Annotated in this window: 1 protein-coding gene; it reads right to left on the reverse strand. The window is 76.0% G+C overall.

Annotation, left to right across the window (positions count from 1 at the left end; genetic code table 11):
• Positions 1-83 precede the first annotated feature (83 nt).
• Entirely contained in the window at positions 84-16,187 is a 16,104-nt protein-coding gene (locus ACZ47G_RS16510) for a type I polyketide synthase (protein ID WP_465743186.1), read from the reverse strand.
• Between the last annotated feature and the right edge of the window lie 32 nt (positions 16,188-16,219).

Below are 16,219 nucleotides of genomic sequence, written 5' to 3' on the forward strand. Positions count from 1 at the left end.
TTTCCCTAGAGGCCTGAACGTCCCGGACGCACGAACGGGCGCGCCGGACACCGCGGAAGGTGTCCGGCGCGCCCGTCGGGCCGTCACTCCTGGCCGCGCAGCCAGTCCTCCACGATCTCGGCGGTGAGGGCCGAGTCCTCGCGGATCATCGACAGGTGGTCGGCGTCGACGCCGCGCACCTGGGCGCCGGGCACCAGCGGCTCGGCCTGGGCTCGCTGCTCGATGGGGGCCTCGTCGACGCCGGTCATGGCGCGGTCGCAGGTGACGAGCAGGACGGGCGCCGTGGTGTGGTGGACCTCCAGGCGGTTGAGGAGGACCATCCAGCGGCCCATGGCGGACAGCCGGGAGTTGGTCAGCCGCACCGGCGAGTCCGCGCCGGTGAAGTTGAGCCGCATCATGCCGGTGTAGTCGGTGCCCTCGTCGGCGTTGTGCTGGAAGCTCAGCGTGTCGAAGAGCACGACGCCCGCCGGGCGGATGCCCCAGGTGTGCTCCAGCAGGCCCGCCGCGGCGTAGGCGAAGGAGCCGCCGGAGGAGTGGCCGGCCAGGACGAACGGGTGGCCGTCGCTGGCGCGCAGGGCGCTCTCGGCGATCACCCGGGTGGCAACCTCGGGGGTGGCGGGCAGCCGCTCGCCGGTGGCGAAGCCGACCAGGGGGAGCGCCGACACCTCGCGCTCGCCCCGGAAGTGGGCGGCGAGCCGGGAGTACTGGTGCACCCCCGCGTTGGCCGTCGGCGCGCTGACGCAGATCAGCCGGGTCGGGCGCGGCCCCTCGGCGAGGCGGGTCGCCCAGGGCAGGTCCTCCAGTTCGGCGGTCGCCTCGAAGGTGGGCCGCAGGGCCGCGACGGTGGCCAGCATGCGCTGCGCCTCGGGCACCTTGCCGTTGGCCAGGGCGTCGGTGAACAGGCGCTCCAGGGAGTCGAGTTCGGGCTCGCCGCCGGGCACCAGCACGGCCCCGCCGACGCCGTGCTCGCCGTCCTCGGCGCGCTGGTCGGCGAGTTCGGCGCGGATCCAGGTGGCGAACTCCAGCGGCGAGCGGCTGTCGAAGACGACGGTGGCGGGCATCCGCAGGCCGGTGACCGCGGCGATCCGGTTGCGCAGCTCGACGGCGGTGAGCGAGTCGAACCCGAGCTCGTAGAAGTCGCGTTCGGCGTCGACGGCCTCCGGGGAGGGGTGGCCGAGGACGGCCGCGGCCTCGGCGCGGACGGTGTCCACGAGGTAGCGCATCCGGTCGCGCTCGCCCAGGTCGAGCAGTTGCCGGGTGAAGCCGGCGGCCGCGTCGGCGCCGCTCGCGCCGCCGCCGGAGGCGGTGCGCCGGGCGGCGCGGACGAGTCCGCGGAACAGCGGCGGCACCTCGCCCTGGGGGCGCATGCCCCCGGCGGCCAGGCCCATCGGGATGACGAGCGGTTCGGCTGAGCCGAGCGCGGCCTCGAACAGGGCGAGGCCCTGCTCGACGGAGAGCGGCGGGATGCCGCCGGACTGCATGCGCCGCATGTCGGTCTCGCTCAGCTCGCTGGTCATGCCGGCCTCCTGGGCCCACGGGCCCCAGGCGAGCGAGGTGCCGGCCAGGCCGAGCGACCTGCGGTGGTCGATCAGGGTGTCCAAGAAGGCGTTGGCCGCGGCGTAGTTGCCCTGGCCGGGGCTGCCCATGACGCCCGCGATGGACGAGAACACGGCGAAGACGGCGAGGTCGAGGTGGCGGGTCAGCTCGTGGAGCTGCCAGACGGCGTCGACCTTGGGCCGCAGGACGGCGGACAGGCGTTCGGGGGTGAGCGCGGTGATGATGCCGTCGTCCAGCACACCGGCCGTGTGGATGACGGCGGTGAGCGGGTGTTCGGCGGGGATGCCGGCGAGCAGCTCCTCGGTGGCCGCGCGGTCGGCGGTGTCGCAGGCGACGACCCGGGCCTCGGCGCCGAGGGCCGCGAGGTCGGCGAGGAGTTCGGCCGCGCCGGGTGCGTCCGGTCCGCGCCGGCTGGTGAGCAGTAGGTGGCGAGTGCCGGTGACGGCGAGTCGGCGGGCGAGGTGGCGGCCGAGGGCGCCGGTGCCGCCGGTGATCAGGACGGTGCCCTCGGGGTCGCGTTCCACGGGCATCGTGAGGACGGTCCGGCCCGTGGCCTCGGAGGCCGCCGGCCCTTCGACGGCCAGCACCTTGCGGGCGTCGCGGATGTCGTGGGTGGCGACCGGCGGCGCGGTGAGCTCACCGCGCCCGGCCAGGGCGACGAGCTCCGCGAGGATCGCGGCGGTCTCGTCGGCGTCGGGTGCGGCCAGCTGGGCGGAGGCGTCGGCGGCCAGGGCGGCGGCGGCCCCGAAGGACCAGCCGTCGGGCAGCCGGGCCAGCAGGCGCCGGTCGGCGACCGCCTTCGGCCCGGCGGGCAGCACGCCGAACACCTCGTCGCCCGGGCGCAGGTCCGGCACGCCGTCACCGACCGCCGTCACCACGCCGGCCGCGCCGGTGCCGCCGCCGTGCACCGCGGCGACGGCGGCCCGGACGGCGACGGCGACCTGCCCGGCCGCGGGCGGCCCGGCCGCCTCGGGGCAGGGCACCAGCGCCAGGTCCTCGGGCCGCAGGCCGTCCAGGACCCACGGCGTGCCCGCCGGGGGCAGCAGCCCCGCCGCGTCCGCGAGCCGGGCCAGCCGGCCCACCCGCAGCGCGCCGCCGCGGACGGCGAACTGGGCCTCGCCGTCGGCCAGCAGGCCGGGCAGCAGCGGCAGCACCGCGGCCACGTCCTCGGTGCGTTCGACGTCGAGCAGGGCGAAGCGGCCGGGGTGCTCGGAGTTCGCCGTGCGGACCAGGCCCCAGGCCGCGCCGCCGGGCAGGTCGCGGACGGTCTCACCGTCCGCGGCCCGGACGGCGCCCCGGGTGACGAACACGAGCCGGGCGGCGGCGGCCCGGTCCTCGGCCAGCCACTCCTGGACGAGGGCGAGCACCCGGGTGGTGTGCGCGTGGACGGCCTCGGGGACGTCGCCGGCCGGGCCGTCCAGGGCGACCAGGACGAGGTCGGGCACCGGGCGGCCGAGGTCCGCAAGGGTCGCGGCCGAGGAGCCCGCTCCGTAGGCGTCGCGGCCGAGCGCGGTGCGGCTCGGCGCCGTGGCGGCGGGCGGCGTGGGCGGGGCGGGGACCCACTCGATCCGGAACAGCGGGTCGCGGCCGGTGCGGGCGGCGGCCGTGGCGGCCTGCGGGGCGCGCAGCGTGACCGAGCCGACCGTCAGCACCGCGCCGCCGGCCGGGTCGGTGGCGGTGACGGCCACCGTGTCCTCGCCGAGGCGGGCGATGCGCACCCGCAGCGCGGACGCTCCCCCGGCGTGCAGGGCCACGCCCTGCCAGGCCCGGGGCTGCGGCAGTTGCTCCTCGGTGCCGACGCCGATCAGCACGGCGGCGTGCAGGGCGGCGTCGAGCAGGGCCGGGTGGAGGCCGAAGTAGCGGGCGTCGTCCGCGGGTTCGCCGTCCAGCTCGACCTCGGCGAACACCTCCTCACCGCGCAGCCAGGCGGCGCGCAGCCCCCGGAAGGCCGGGCCGCGCCCGGGCTCGCGGTAGAAGCCGTCCAGGTCGACGGCGAGCGCCCCGGCCGGCGGCCAGACCGCCTGGGCGTGGTCCGGCAGGTCGGTGTCCTGGGGCACCAGGGTGCCGGTGGCGCAGCGCGTCCACGGCTCGTCGGGGGTGGCGTCGCCGGGGCGGGCGTAGCAGGCCACCGGGCGGGCGCCGGTGTCGTCCGGCCCGCCGACCCGCACCTGCACCACGGGTTCGTCGTCCTCGGCGAGCGGCAGCGGGTCGCCGAGCGTGAGCTCCGCGATCCGGCCGCAGCCGACCTGGTCACCGGCCCGGACGGCCAGTTCGACGAAGGCGGCGGCCGGGAAGGCCGGCCGGCCGCCGATCCGGTGGTCGAGCAGCCACGGGTGGACGCGCAGGGCGAGGCGGCTGGTGAAGAGCACGCCGTCGGTGTCGTCGGCAAGCGGGACGGCGGCGCCGAGCAGCGGGTGGTCGGCCGGGACGAGGCCGACGGAGGCGACGTCGCCGGAGAGGGCGGCCGGGCGCGGCCAGTAGCGGTGGTGGTCGAAGGCGTAGGTGGGCAGGTCGACCCGGCGGGCGCCGGTGCCGTCGAACAGGGCCGCCCAGTCGACCGGGACACCGGCCGCGTGGAGCGTGGCGAGGGCGGTGAGCAGGGTGCGCTCGTCGGCGCGGTCCTTGCGCAGGGCGGCGGCGCGGACGCAGTCGGTCGCGTCGTCGCCGAAGCCCTGCTCGCCGAGGCCCTGTTCGCCGAGGCTCTGTTCGGCGAGGGCGGTGAGGACGCCGTCGGGGCCGAGTTCGAGGAAGGCGGTGGCACCGGCCGCGCGCAGGGCGCGGATGCCGTCGGCGAAGCGGACGGCCTCGCGGACGTGCCGCACCCAGTACTCGGGGCTGGTGAGGTCCGCTCCGAGGCCGCCGGTGAGGTTGGAGACGACCGGGATCGACGGGGCGCTGTAGCTGAGCCCGTTCAGGACTTCGCGGAAGTCCGCCAGCATCGGGTCCATCAGCGGCGAGTGGAAGGCGTGCGAGACGCGCAGGCGGGTGGTCCGGCGGTCGGCGAAGTGCGCCTCGATCGCCTCGACGGCCTCCGCCGCCCCGGAGACGACCACCGAAGTCGGCCCGTTGACGGCCGCGATGGACACCAAGTCGCCCAGCAGCGGCAGGACTTCGTCTTCCGTGGCCTGCACCGCCAGCATCGCGCCACCGGACGGCAGCGCCTGCATCAGCCGGCCACGCGCCGCCACCAGGGCGCACGCGTCGCCGAGCGAGAACACCCCGGCGACGTGCGCCGCCGCGATCTCGCCGATCGAGTGGCCCGCGACGAACTCGGGTCGGACGCCGAGGGATTCGACCAGCCGGTAGAGCGCCACCTCGACCGCGAACAGTCCGGCCTGGGCGTACTCCGTCCGGTTCAGCAGGTCCGCGTCCTCGCCCCACGCGACCGCGCGCAGCGGCTGGTCCAGGTGCTCGTCCAGCACCGCGCACACCGCGTCGAAGGCGTCGGCGAAGACCGGGAAGCGCGCGTACAGCTCCCGGCCCATGCCGAGGCGCTGCGAGCCCTGCCCGGAGAACAGGAAGGCCGTCGAGCGGTCCGCCGCGATGCCCCGGGCGACCTCGGTCAGCCCTTCGCTGCACGCGAGCAGCACGGCCCGGTGCTCGAAGGCGGAGCGCCCGGCGGCCAGCGAGAACCCGATGTCCAGCGGGGACAGTTCGAGGGCCGAGGCGCGGGCGAGGTGGGTCTCCAGCGCCGCCTCGGAGCGGCCGGAGAGCACCCATGGGACGACGGTGGGCAGCACCCGCTGGTCCTCGGTGCGCTCGGGCAGGGCGGGCGCCTGTTCGAGGATCACGTGGGCGTTGGTGCCGCTGATCCCGAAGGAGGACACCCCGGCGCGCCAGGGCCGGTCGACCTCGGGCCACGGCCGGGCCTCGGTGAGCAGGTCGATCGAGCCCGCCGTCCAGTCCACGACGGCCGACGGCCGGTCGATGTGCAGGGTCTTCGGCAGCACGCCGTGGCGCATGGCGAGCACCGTCTTGATCACGCCGGCGACGCCGGCCGCGGCCTGGGTGTGGCCGATGTTGGACTTCAGTGAGCCCAGCAGCAGCGGCCGTTCGCGGTTCTTCCCGTAGGTCGCGAGCAGTGCCTGGGCCTCGATCGGGTCGCCCAGGGCGGTGCCGGTGCCGTGGCCCTCCACCGCGTCGACGTCGGCGGCCGACAGTCCGGCGCTCGCCAGCGCCTGGCGGATGACGCGCTGCTGGGACGGGCCGTTGGGAGCGGTGAGGCCGTTGGAGGCGCCGTCCTGGTTGACGGCGGAGCCGCGCAGGACGGCCAGCACCGGGTGTCCGTTGCGCCGGGCGTCGGACAGCCGCTCCAGGACCAGCATGCCGACGCCCTCGGACCAGTTGGTGCCGTCGGCGGCGTCCGAGTAGGCCTTGCAGCGGCCGTCCGCGGCGAGGCCGTTCTGGACGGTGAAGCCGGCGAAGCTGACCGGGGTGGTCATCACCGTCACCCCGCCCGCCAGGGCGAGCGCGCACTCGCCGCCCCGCAGCGCCTGACCGGCCTGGTGCAGGGCGACCAGGGAGGAGGAGCACGCGGTGTCGACGGTGACGGCCGGGCCCTCCAGCCCGAGGGTGTAGGAGATGCGGCCGGACAGGACGCTCGACGCGAGGCCGGTGCCGGAGTGGCCGCCGACGTCCTCGCGCGAGTTCATCATGAGCGTCGCGTAGTCGAGGCCGTTGGTGCCGACGAAGACGCCGGTGCGGCTGCCGCCGAGCTTCTGCGGGTCGATGCCCGCGCGTTCCAGCGCCTCCCAGGAGGTCTCCAGCAGCAGGCGCTGCTGGGGGTCCATGGCGAGGGCCTCGCGCGGCGAGATGCCGAAGAAGGAGGCGTCGAAGTCGGCGACGGCGTCGATGAAGCCGCCTTCCAGGGTGGCGCTGCGGCCCCGGCCGTCGCGGTCGCCGGCGAGCAGGGTCCGCAGGTCCCAGCCGCGGTCCTCGGGGAACCCGGCGATGCCGTCACCGCCCTCGGAGACCAGGCGCCACAGCTCGTCCGGCGAGGTGACCCCGCCGGGCAGCCGGCAGGCCATGCCCACGATCGCGATCGGATCGCCGTCCTCGGCCCCGGTGCCCGTGGCGGGCGGCAGCGGGGTGTCGGCGGGCGTGTCGAGGAGCTCGGCCAGCAGGTGCTCGGCGAGGGCGTGGGCGGTCGGGTAGTCGTAGACGGAGGTGGCGGGGAGCTTGAGCCCAGTGGCCGCGCCGAGCCGGGCGGGCAGCTCGACGGCCGTCAGCGAGTCGAAGCCGAGGTCGCGGAACTTGCGGTCCGGGGCCACGGCGGAGCGGTCGGCGTAACCCAGCACGGCGGCGACCTGGGTGCGGACCAGGTCGGTGAGCAGGGCGGTCCGCTCGGTCGGGGTGAGGGCGCGCAGGCGTCCGGTGAGCTCGGAGGCGGCCGTCGCGTAGTCGCGGCGGGCCGCGGCGGCGGCTTCCAGGGCGGGCCGGGCGGCCGGGAGGTCGCGCAGCAGCGGGTTGCCGCGCAGGCCGACCAGGCTCTCCAGGACCTGCGGCTGCGTCAGGTCGAGCAGCACCAGCGCCGGGGCCGGGCGGGTGACGGCCTGGCGCAGCGCGGCCAGGGCGAGGTCGGGGTGCAGGGCGGGAACGGCGGCGCGCTGGGTGCGTCCGTCGTCCTCGGCCGGGACGCCGGAGTCGGAGTCGGAGTCGGAGCCGGTGTACTCGGCGCCGATCCAGGCTCCCCAGGCGATGGAGGTGGCGGGCCGGCCCTCGGCTCGGCGACGCTGGGCGAGCGCGTCCAGGACGGCGGCCGGGGCGGCGAGGCCGGCGCGGCCGGGGGTGCCGACGGCGCCCGCGACGGAGGAGCAGAGCACGAAGGCCGTCAGGTCGAGGTCTCGGGTCAGCTCGTCCAGGTGGAGGGCGGCCCCGGCGCGGGCCCGGTGGACGGCGGCGAGGCGCCCGGGGGTCAGGTCGTCGAGGACGCCGTCGTCGACCGTGCCCGCCGCGTGGACGACGGCGGTGAGCGGGGCGTCGGCGGGGATCGCGGCCAGCAGGGCGGCGAGGGCCGCGCGGTCGGCGACGTCGCAGGAGGCGATCGTCACGGCGGCGCCCAGGCCGCCCAACTCCTCGGCGAGGTCGGCGGCGCCGGGGGCGTCGGGCCCGCGGCGGCTCGCCAGCAGCAGATGGCTCGCGCCCGCGGCGGCGAGCTGCCGGGCCACGGCCGCGCCCCGACCGCCGGTGCCGCCGGTGATCAGCACGGTGCCGGGGGTCTGCCCCGGCGTCCAGCCCGCGTCCGGGGTGCCGGCCGGGGCCGGGACGAGGCGGCGGGCGTGGACGGCGGCGGCCCGGATCGCGATCTGGTCCTCGCCTGCCCCACCGTCCGCGCCGGGCCCGCCGGCGAGCACGGCGGCCAGGCGGCGCACCGCGGACCGGTCCGGGGTCTCGGGCAGGTCGACGAGGCCGCCCCACCGCTGGGGATGCTCCAGCGCGGCCACCCGGCCGAGGCCCCACACGGCGGCCTGCTCGGGTGCGGTCGGGGCGTCGGTGCGGGCCACGGCGACCGCGCCGCGCGTCAGGCACCACAGCGGCGCGGTGACGTCCGCGTCGCCCAGGGCCTGGAGCAGGGCGAGCGCCGTGGCGCCCGGGTCGGTGCCGCGCCCGAGCGCGAGGAGGGACAGCACACCGGCGAACGGGCGCCCGGTCGCCGGCAGTTGGCGCAGAAGCTCGGCGAGCTCGGCGCGCTCCGGAGCGGGGACGGACAGGCACAGCGCGTCCGGTCCGACGGCCTCGCAGGCCGCCGCCGTCCACGCCTCGTCGCCGTCCTCGGCCGGTGTCACCACCAGCCACGGGCCGGACGGGCGGGCCGTCGAGCCGCCGGGCAGAGCGCGCCAGGACTCGTGGAAGCGCAGCGCGTCCAGCAGGGACTGGTCCCGGTGGTGGCGCCGCCATGCGGACAGGGCCGGGAGCACCGCGCCGAGCGCGTCGCCGTCCACCGCGAGGTCGGCGGCGAGCGCGTTCAGGTCCTCGCCCTCGACGGCGGCCCAGAAGCGGGCGTCCAGCGGGTCGTCCGGCGCGGCGCCGCCGGGGCGTCCGGCCGTCGGGGCGTGGGTCTGCGGCCAGTAGCGCTCGCGCTGGAAGGCGTACGTCGGCAGGTCCACCCGCCGGGCGCCGGTGCCGTCGAAGACCCGGGCCCAGTCGACGGGCACGCCGACGACGTGGAGACGGGCGAGCGCCGTCAGTAGGACGGCCTCCTCCGGGCGGCCACGGCGACCGGCCGGCTCGACGACGGCCTCCGAGGTGTCCGCCAGGGTCTGGCGGACGGCCGGGGACAGGGCCGCGTCGGGGCCGAGCTCCAGGTAGTCCGTGGCACCGGCCGCGTCGAGGGCGCGGACGCCGTCGGCGAAGCGGACGGCCTCACGGACGTGGCGCACCCAGTAGTCGGGGGTGGTGACGTCTACGCCGCCGAGGGCGCCGGTGAGGTTGGAGACCAGCGGGATCGAAGGGGCCCGGTACGTCAGCCCGTTGAGCACCTCGCGGAAGTCCGCCAGCATCGGATCCATCAGCGGGGAGTGGAACGCGTGCGAGACCCGCAACCGCGTCGTCCTGCGGTCGGCGAAGTGCGCCTCGATCGCCGAGACCGCCTCCTCCGCCCCCGAAACGACCACCGAAGTCGGACCGTTGACCGCCGCGATCGACACCAACTCGCCCAACAGCGGCAGGACTTCCTCCTCCGTCGCCTGCACGGCGAGCATCGCGCCACCGGACGGCAGCGCCTGCATCAACCGGCCGCGAGCAGTCACCAGCGCGCAGGCGTCCTCCAGCGAGAACACCCCCGCCACATGCGCCGCCGCCACCTCACCGATCGAGTGGCCCGCGACGAACTCGGCGCGGACGCCCAGCGATTCGACCAGCCGGAACAGCGCCACCTCGACCGCGAACAACCCCGCCTGCGCGAACTCCGTCCGGTTCAGCAGCTCCGCGTCCGAACCCCACACCACCTCCCGCAGAACCGGGTCAAGCGCCCCGCACACCTCGTCGAAGGCCCGGGCGAACACCGGGAACCGGGCGTACAACTCCCGCCCCATGCCCAGACGTTGGGCACCCTGCCCGGAGAACAGCAGCGCCGTCCGGCGCTCGCCGTCGGCCACGCCCCGGGCCACCTCGGCACCGTCCAGCAGCACCGCCCGGTGCCCGAACCGCGACCGCCCGGCGGCCAGTGAGAGGCCGACGTCCACCGGCGAGGCGTCCAGGCCTTCGAGTCGCGCGAGCTGGGCGTCCAGCGCGGCCTCGGACTTGCCCGCCAGCACCCACGGCACGACCCCCGGTGCGCCGCCCGCCTCCTCGACCCGCGGAGCCGCAGGCGCCTGCTCGACGATGACGTGCGCGTTGGTGCCGCTGATCCCGAAGGCCGACACACCCGCCCGGCGCGGACGGCCGGTCTCCGGCCACTCCTCCGCCTGCGCGAGCAGCCGGATGTCACCGCTCGTCCAGTCGACGTGCGAGGACGGCGCGTCCACGTGCAGCGTGCGGGGCAGCACGCCGTGCTGCATCGACAGCACGGCCTTGATCACGCCGGCCGCGCCGGCAGCGGCCTGGGTGTGGCCGATGTTGGACTTCAGCGAGCCGAGCAGCAGCGGCCGTTCGCGGTCCTGCCCGTAGGTGGCGAGCAGCGCCTGCGCCTCGATCGGGTCGCCCAGCGTGGTGCCCGTCCCGTGGCCCTCGACGAAGTCGACCTCCGCCGCCGAGAGACGCGCGTTGGCCAGGGCCTGGCGGATCACCCGCTGCTGGGCCGGGCCGTTGGGCGCGGTGAGGCCGTTGGAGGCGCCGTCCTGGTTGACGGCACTGCCGCGCACGACCGCGAGCACCGGGTGCCCGAGGCGCCGCGCGTCCGAGAGCCGCTCCAGCACCAGGACACCCGCGCCCTCCGACCACCCCGTCCCGTCGGCGCCGTCGGCGAACGCCTTGCAGCGCCCGTCCGGGGCCAGCCCGCCCTGCCGGGTGAAACCGGGGAAGCCGAGCGAGGACGACATCACGGTGACGCCGCCCGCCAGGGCCAGCGTGCACTCACCGGTGCGCAGCGACTGGGCGGCCAGGTGCATCGCCACCAGCGACGAGGAGCACGCCGTGTCGACGGTGACCGCCGGGCCCTCCAAGCCGAAGGTGTAGGAGATCCGGCCGGAGACCACGCTCGCGGCCAGGCCGGTGCTCGCGTGGCCCTCGATGTCCTCCCGGGCGTTCATGACGAGCGTCAGGTAGTCCTGGCCGCCCGTGCCGACGAAGACGCCGGTCCGGCTGCCGCGCAGCGCCGTCGGGTCGATGCCCGCCCGCTCGACGGCCTCCCAGGAGGTCTCCAGCAGGAGCCGCTGCTGCGGGTCCATCGCGAGGGCCTCGCGCGGCGAGATCCCGAAGAAGGCCGCGTCGAAGTCGGCCACCCCGTGCAGGAAGCCGCCCTTCGCGGTGGCGCTGCGCCCCCGGTCGCCGGGGCCGCCGCCGAGCAGGGTGTCGAGGTCCCAGCCGCGGTCGGTCGGGAAGTCGGAGATGCCTTCGCGGCCCTCGGCGACCAGCGCCCACAGCTCCTCGGGCGTGCCGATCCCGCCGGGCAGGCGGCAGGCCATGCCGACGATCGCGATCGGGTCGTCGGTGGCGACGGCGTCCGCCGCGGCCGGGGCGATCGGCTCGTCGTACTGCCCGAGCACCTCCGCGAGCACGAGGTCGGCGATCGCGGCGGGGGTCGGGTGGTCGAAGACCAGGGTGGCCGGGAGGCGCAGGCCGGTGACGGCGGTCAGGCGGTTGCGCAGTTCCAGTGCCGTCAGGGAGTCGATGCCGAGGTCGTGGAAGTCCCGTTCGGCGGCGACGGCCTGCGGCGAGGCGTGGCCCAGGACGGCCGCCGCCTCAGCGCGGACCAGGTCGACCACGTGGCGCAGCCGGTCGGCCTCGCGCAACTGGTGCAGACGGGCGGCGAGGGCCGTCATGGTGGCGGCACCGGTGCCGGTGGCGGAGGCGGTGCGGCGCCCGGCGGGCAGCAGGGCCCGGAACATCGTCGGCACCTCGCCGCGCGGGCGGGCGCCGGCAGCCAGCCGGCCGGTCGCGACCAGGTACGGCTCGTCGACGGCCATGGCGGCGTCCAGCAGGGCGAGACCGTCCTCCTCGGCCAGCGGCGGGACACCGGAGGAGCGGATGCGGTGCAGGTCGGCTTCGGAGAGCGTCCCCGTCATACCGGCGGTCGGCACCCAGGCACCCCAGCCCAGCGACTGGGCGGGCAGGCCCCGCTGGCGGCGCCAGATCGCCAACGCGTCCAAGTAGACGTTCGCCGCCGCGTAGTTGCCCTGACCGGCGCTGCCCATCACACCCGAGATGGAGGAGAACAGGACGAAGGCCTTGAGGTCCTGGTCCTCGGTCAGCTCGTGCAGGTTCCACGCCGCGTCCACCTTCGGGCGCAGGACGGCCGACAGCCGCTCGGGCGTCAGCGCGCTCACCACGCCGTCGTCCAGCACACCGGCCGCGTGCACGACACCGCTGATCGCCCGGCCGTCCAACGCCTGGGCGAGCGCCTCGCGGTCGGCCGCGTCACACGCCACCACCTCGGCCCGGGCCCCCAGCCCGGCCAGCTCGTCCACCAGCTCGGACGCGCCCCCGCGACGGCTCAGCAACAACAGCTCACGCACACCATGCTCGGCCACCAGATGCCGAGCGACCACACGACCCAGACCACCGGTACCACCCGTGATCACCACCGTGCCCGCGCCCCAACCCTGCGAGGGTTCGTCGGCGAGGTCGGCGCGAAGCAGGCGACCCACCCGGACGACGCCGTCGCGGACCAGCACCTGCGGCTCGCCCACGGCCAGCACCGCACCCAACGGCAGGTCGGCATCCGCATCCACGAGCACGAACCGGCCCGGATTCTCCGACTCCGCCGCCCGCACCAGACCCCAGACCGCTCCACAGGCCAGGTCCGACACCCCGTCGACCGCGCCCCGGGTGACGAACACCAACCGCGCGTCGGCGAAGCGCGGCTCGGCCAGCCACTCCTGCACCAGACCCAGCACCCACGCCGTCACCTCGTGCACGGCCTCCGGCGCCGAACCACCCGCCACCGGAACCACCACCGCACCCGGAACCGACTCCGGCAACTCCGCCAGTGACGCCACATCCGTGCCCAGCGTCACCGCCGTCACCTGCCCACCCGCGCGCGACGGCGCGGGCACCCACTCCAGCCGCAGCAGCGACCCGTTCGCGGCCGCTCCCTGCGCCACGGCGGCCGGCTCGGCCATCGTCAGGGCCTCGGCCGACAGCACCGGCTCCCCGGCGGCGTCAACGAGGGCGAGCGTGAGCGTCTCCCCGCCGGTGCGCACGAGCCGGGCCCGCACCACGGACGCGCCCGAGGCGTGCAGCGACACCCCGGACCACGTCACCGGCACCAGCCCCCGGCCGTCCGCCCGCAGGACGGCGGCCAGCAGCGCCGGGTGCACGCCGAACGCCCCGGCGTCATCGGCCGCGTCGCCCGGCAGGACCGCCTCGACGAAGGTCTCCTCGCCGCGCCGCCACACCGACCGCAGCCCGTCGAAGGCCGGGCCGAGGTCCGCCTCCTCCTGGAGCCCGGTCAGCTCAGCCACGACCGCGCCCTTCGGCGGCCAGACCGAGGCATCGAACTCGGCCGTGCGCTCGCCGCGGACGAGCTCGCCCGAGGCGTGCTCCGTCCACGCGCCGTCGGCATCGGCGTCCGGGCGGGAGAAGATCCGCACCGGGCGGGCACCGGAGGCCGCCGGAGCGTCCACCTGGATCTGGACGAGGACCGCGCCGTCCTCGGGCAGCACCAGCGGCTCGGCGAGCGCCAGCCGCTCGACCCGGTCGCAGGCCACCTGGTCACCGGCGCGCACGGCCAGCTCCAGGAACCCGGTCGCCGGGAACACGGCCACGCCGCCCACCCGGTGGTCACCCAACCACGGCTGCGCCTTCAGCGACAGCCGGCCGGTCAGCAGCGTGCCCTCGGCGTTCGCGAGCGCGACGGTCGCGCCCAGCAGCGGGTGCTCGGCGGGCGACAGCCCGGCACCGGTCACGTCGCCGATGCGGCGGGCCGGGCGCGGCCAGTAGCGCTCGTGCTGGAACGGGTAGGTGGGCAGGTCGACGCGCCGGGCGCCGGTGCCGTCGAACAGCCGGGCCCAGTCGACCGGGACGCCGGTGACGTGCAGAGCGGCGAGGGCCGTGACGAGGGCCTGCTCCTCTGGCCGGTCGCGGCGCAGCAGCGGGACTGCGGGGGCGTCGGAGTCCGGGGCGTCCTGCTGGACGAGGGCGGCGAGCACGCCGTCCGGGCCGAGCTCCAGGAAGGCGGTGGCACCCGCCGCACGCAGCGCGCGGACGCCGTCGGCGAAGCGGACGGCCTCGCGGACGTGGCGCACCCAGTACTCGGGAGTGGTGACCTCTGCGCCGAGGGCGCCGGTGAGGTTGGAGACCAACGGGATCGAAGGGGCCCGGTACGTCAGCCCGTTGAGCACCTCACGGAAGTCCGCCAGCATCGGATCCATCAACGGCGAATGGAACGCGTGCGAGACCCGCAACCGCGTCGTCTTGCGGTCGGCGAAGTGCTGGTGAACCGCCTCGACGGCCTCCTCCGTACCCGAGACGACGATCGAGCGCGGGCCGTTGACGGCGGCGATCGATGCGAACTCGCCCAACAGCGGGAGGACTTCGTCCTCCGTCGCCTGCACGGCGAGCATCGCACCACCCGACGGCAGCGCCTGCATCAACCGACCACGAGCGGCGACCAGCGCGCAGGCGTCCTCCAACGAGAACACCCCCGCCACATGCGCCGCCGCGATCTCACCGATCGAGTGGCCCGCGACGAACTCGGCGCGGACGCCCAGCGATTCGACCAGCCGGAACAGCGCCACCTCGACCGCGAACAACCCCGCCTGCGCATACTCCGTACGATTCAGCAGCTCCGCATCCGAACCCCACACCACCTCCCGCAACGGCACGTCCATCGCGGCACACACAGCATCGAAGGCCTCCGCGAACACCGGGAACCGGGCATGCAACTCCCGCCCCATCCCCAGCCGTTGCGACCCCTGCCCCGAGAAGAGGAACGCCGTCGACCGCTCCCCCGCCACGCCCCGCGCAACCTCGGCACCATCCAACAGCACCGCCCGGTACCCGAGCCGCGCGCGACCCGCCAGCGCGAGGGCGACGTCCACGGGAGAACCGTCGACCTCGGCGAGCCGCTCCAGCTGCGCGTCCAGCGCCGCCTCCGACTTCGCCGAGACCACCCACGGCACCGCACCGGGTACGACAGACGGATCGGCCGCGGAATCCTCCTCCTCCACAGCCTCCTCGACGATCACGTGCGCGTTGGTGCCGCTGATCCCGAAGGCGGATACCCCCGCGCGGTGCGGCCGGTCCACCTCCGGCCAGGGCCGGGCCTCGGTGAGCAGCTCGACGGCCCCCTCCGACCAGTCCACCTCGGCCGACGGCGCGTCCACGTGCAGCGTCTTCGGCAGCACGCCGTGCCGCAACGCCATCACCGTCTTGATCACGCCGGCCGCACCGGCGGCGGCCTGGGTGTGGCCGATGTTGGACTTCAACGAGCCCAGCAGCAGCGGGCGTTCACGCTCCTGGCCGTAGGTGGCGAGCAGCGCCTGCGCCTCGATCGGGTCACCCAGCGGCGTGCCCGTCCCGTGGCCCTCGACGGCGTCGACCTCGGCGGCCGACAGCCCGGCGGCGGCCAGCGCCTGCCGGATCACCCGCTGCTGGGACGGCCCGTTGGGCGCCGTCAGCCCGTTGGACGCACCGTCCTGGTTGACGGCCGAGCCGCGCAGGACGGCCAACACCGGGTGCCCGAGACGCCGCGCGTCCGAGAGCCGCTCCAGCACCAGCACGCCCGCGCCCTCGGCCCAGCCCGTCCCGTCCGCCGCGTCCGCGAACGCCTTGCAGCGCCCGTCCGGGGCCAGCCCGCCCTGCCGGGAGAACCCGGAGAAACTCATCGGCGTCGACAGCACCGTGACGCCGCCCGCCAGGGCGAGCGTGCACTCGCCGGCCCGCAGGGCCTGCGACGCCAGGTGCATCGCCACCAGCGACGACGAGCACGCCGTGTCCACGGTGACCGCCGGGCCCTCCAGGCCGAAGGTGTACGACAGCCGGCCGGACAGCACGCTCGCCGTCAGGCCGGTGGTCGCGTGGCCCTCCATGTCCTCGTCGGAGTTCATCACCACGCCGACGTAGTCGACGCCCGCCGTACCGACGAACACGCCGGTGCGGGTGCCGCGCAGGCCGCTGGGGTCGATGCCCGCCCGCTCGAACGCCTCCCACGAGGTCTCCAGCAGCAGCCGCTGCTGGGGGTCCATCGCGAGGGCCTCGCGCGGCGAGATGCCGAAGAAGCCCGCGTCGAACTCGCCGGCCGCGACGAACCCGCCCTCGATCGAGGCGCTGCTGCCGCTGCCCTCGCCGAGCAATGCCGCGATGTCCCACCCGCGGTCGGCGGGGAACCCGGTGATGCCGTCCCGCCCGTCCGCGACCAGCCGCCAGAGCTCCTCGGGGCTGGTCACCCCGCCCGGGAGGCGGCAGGCCATGCCGACGATGGCGATCGGCTCGTGCCGGCCGGACTCGGCCTCCAGCAGTCGTTGGCGTGTCTGATGCAGGTCGGCCGTGACCCACTTGAGGTAGTCAACGAGCTTGCTGTCGTTCGACATGGGGGATGGTGCCTTCCTGTGATGAGGCGGGG

It is taken from the genome of Kitasatospora sp. NPDC030952 (assembly GCF_055571335.1).

Coding starts and splice junctions, on each gene's coding strand:
- ACZ47G_RS16510 (WP_465743186.1), bottom strand. CDS start 16,187: ATGTCGAACGACAGCAAGCTCGTTGACTACCTCAAGTGGGTCACGGCC.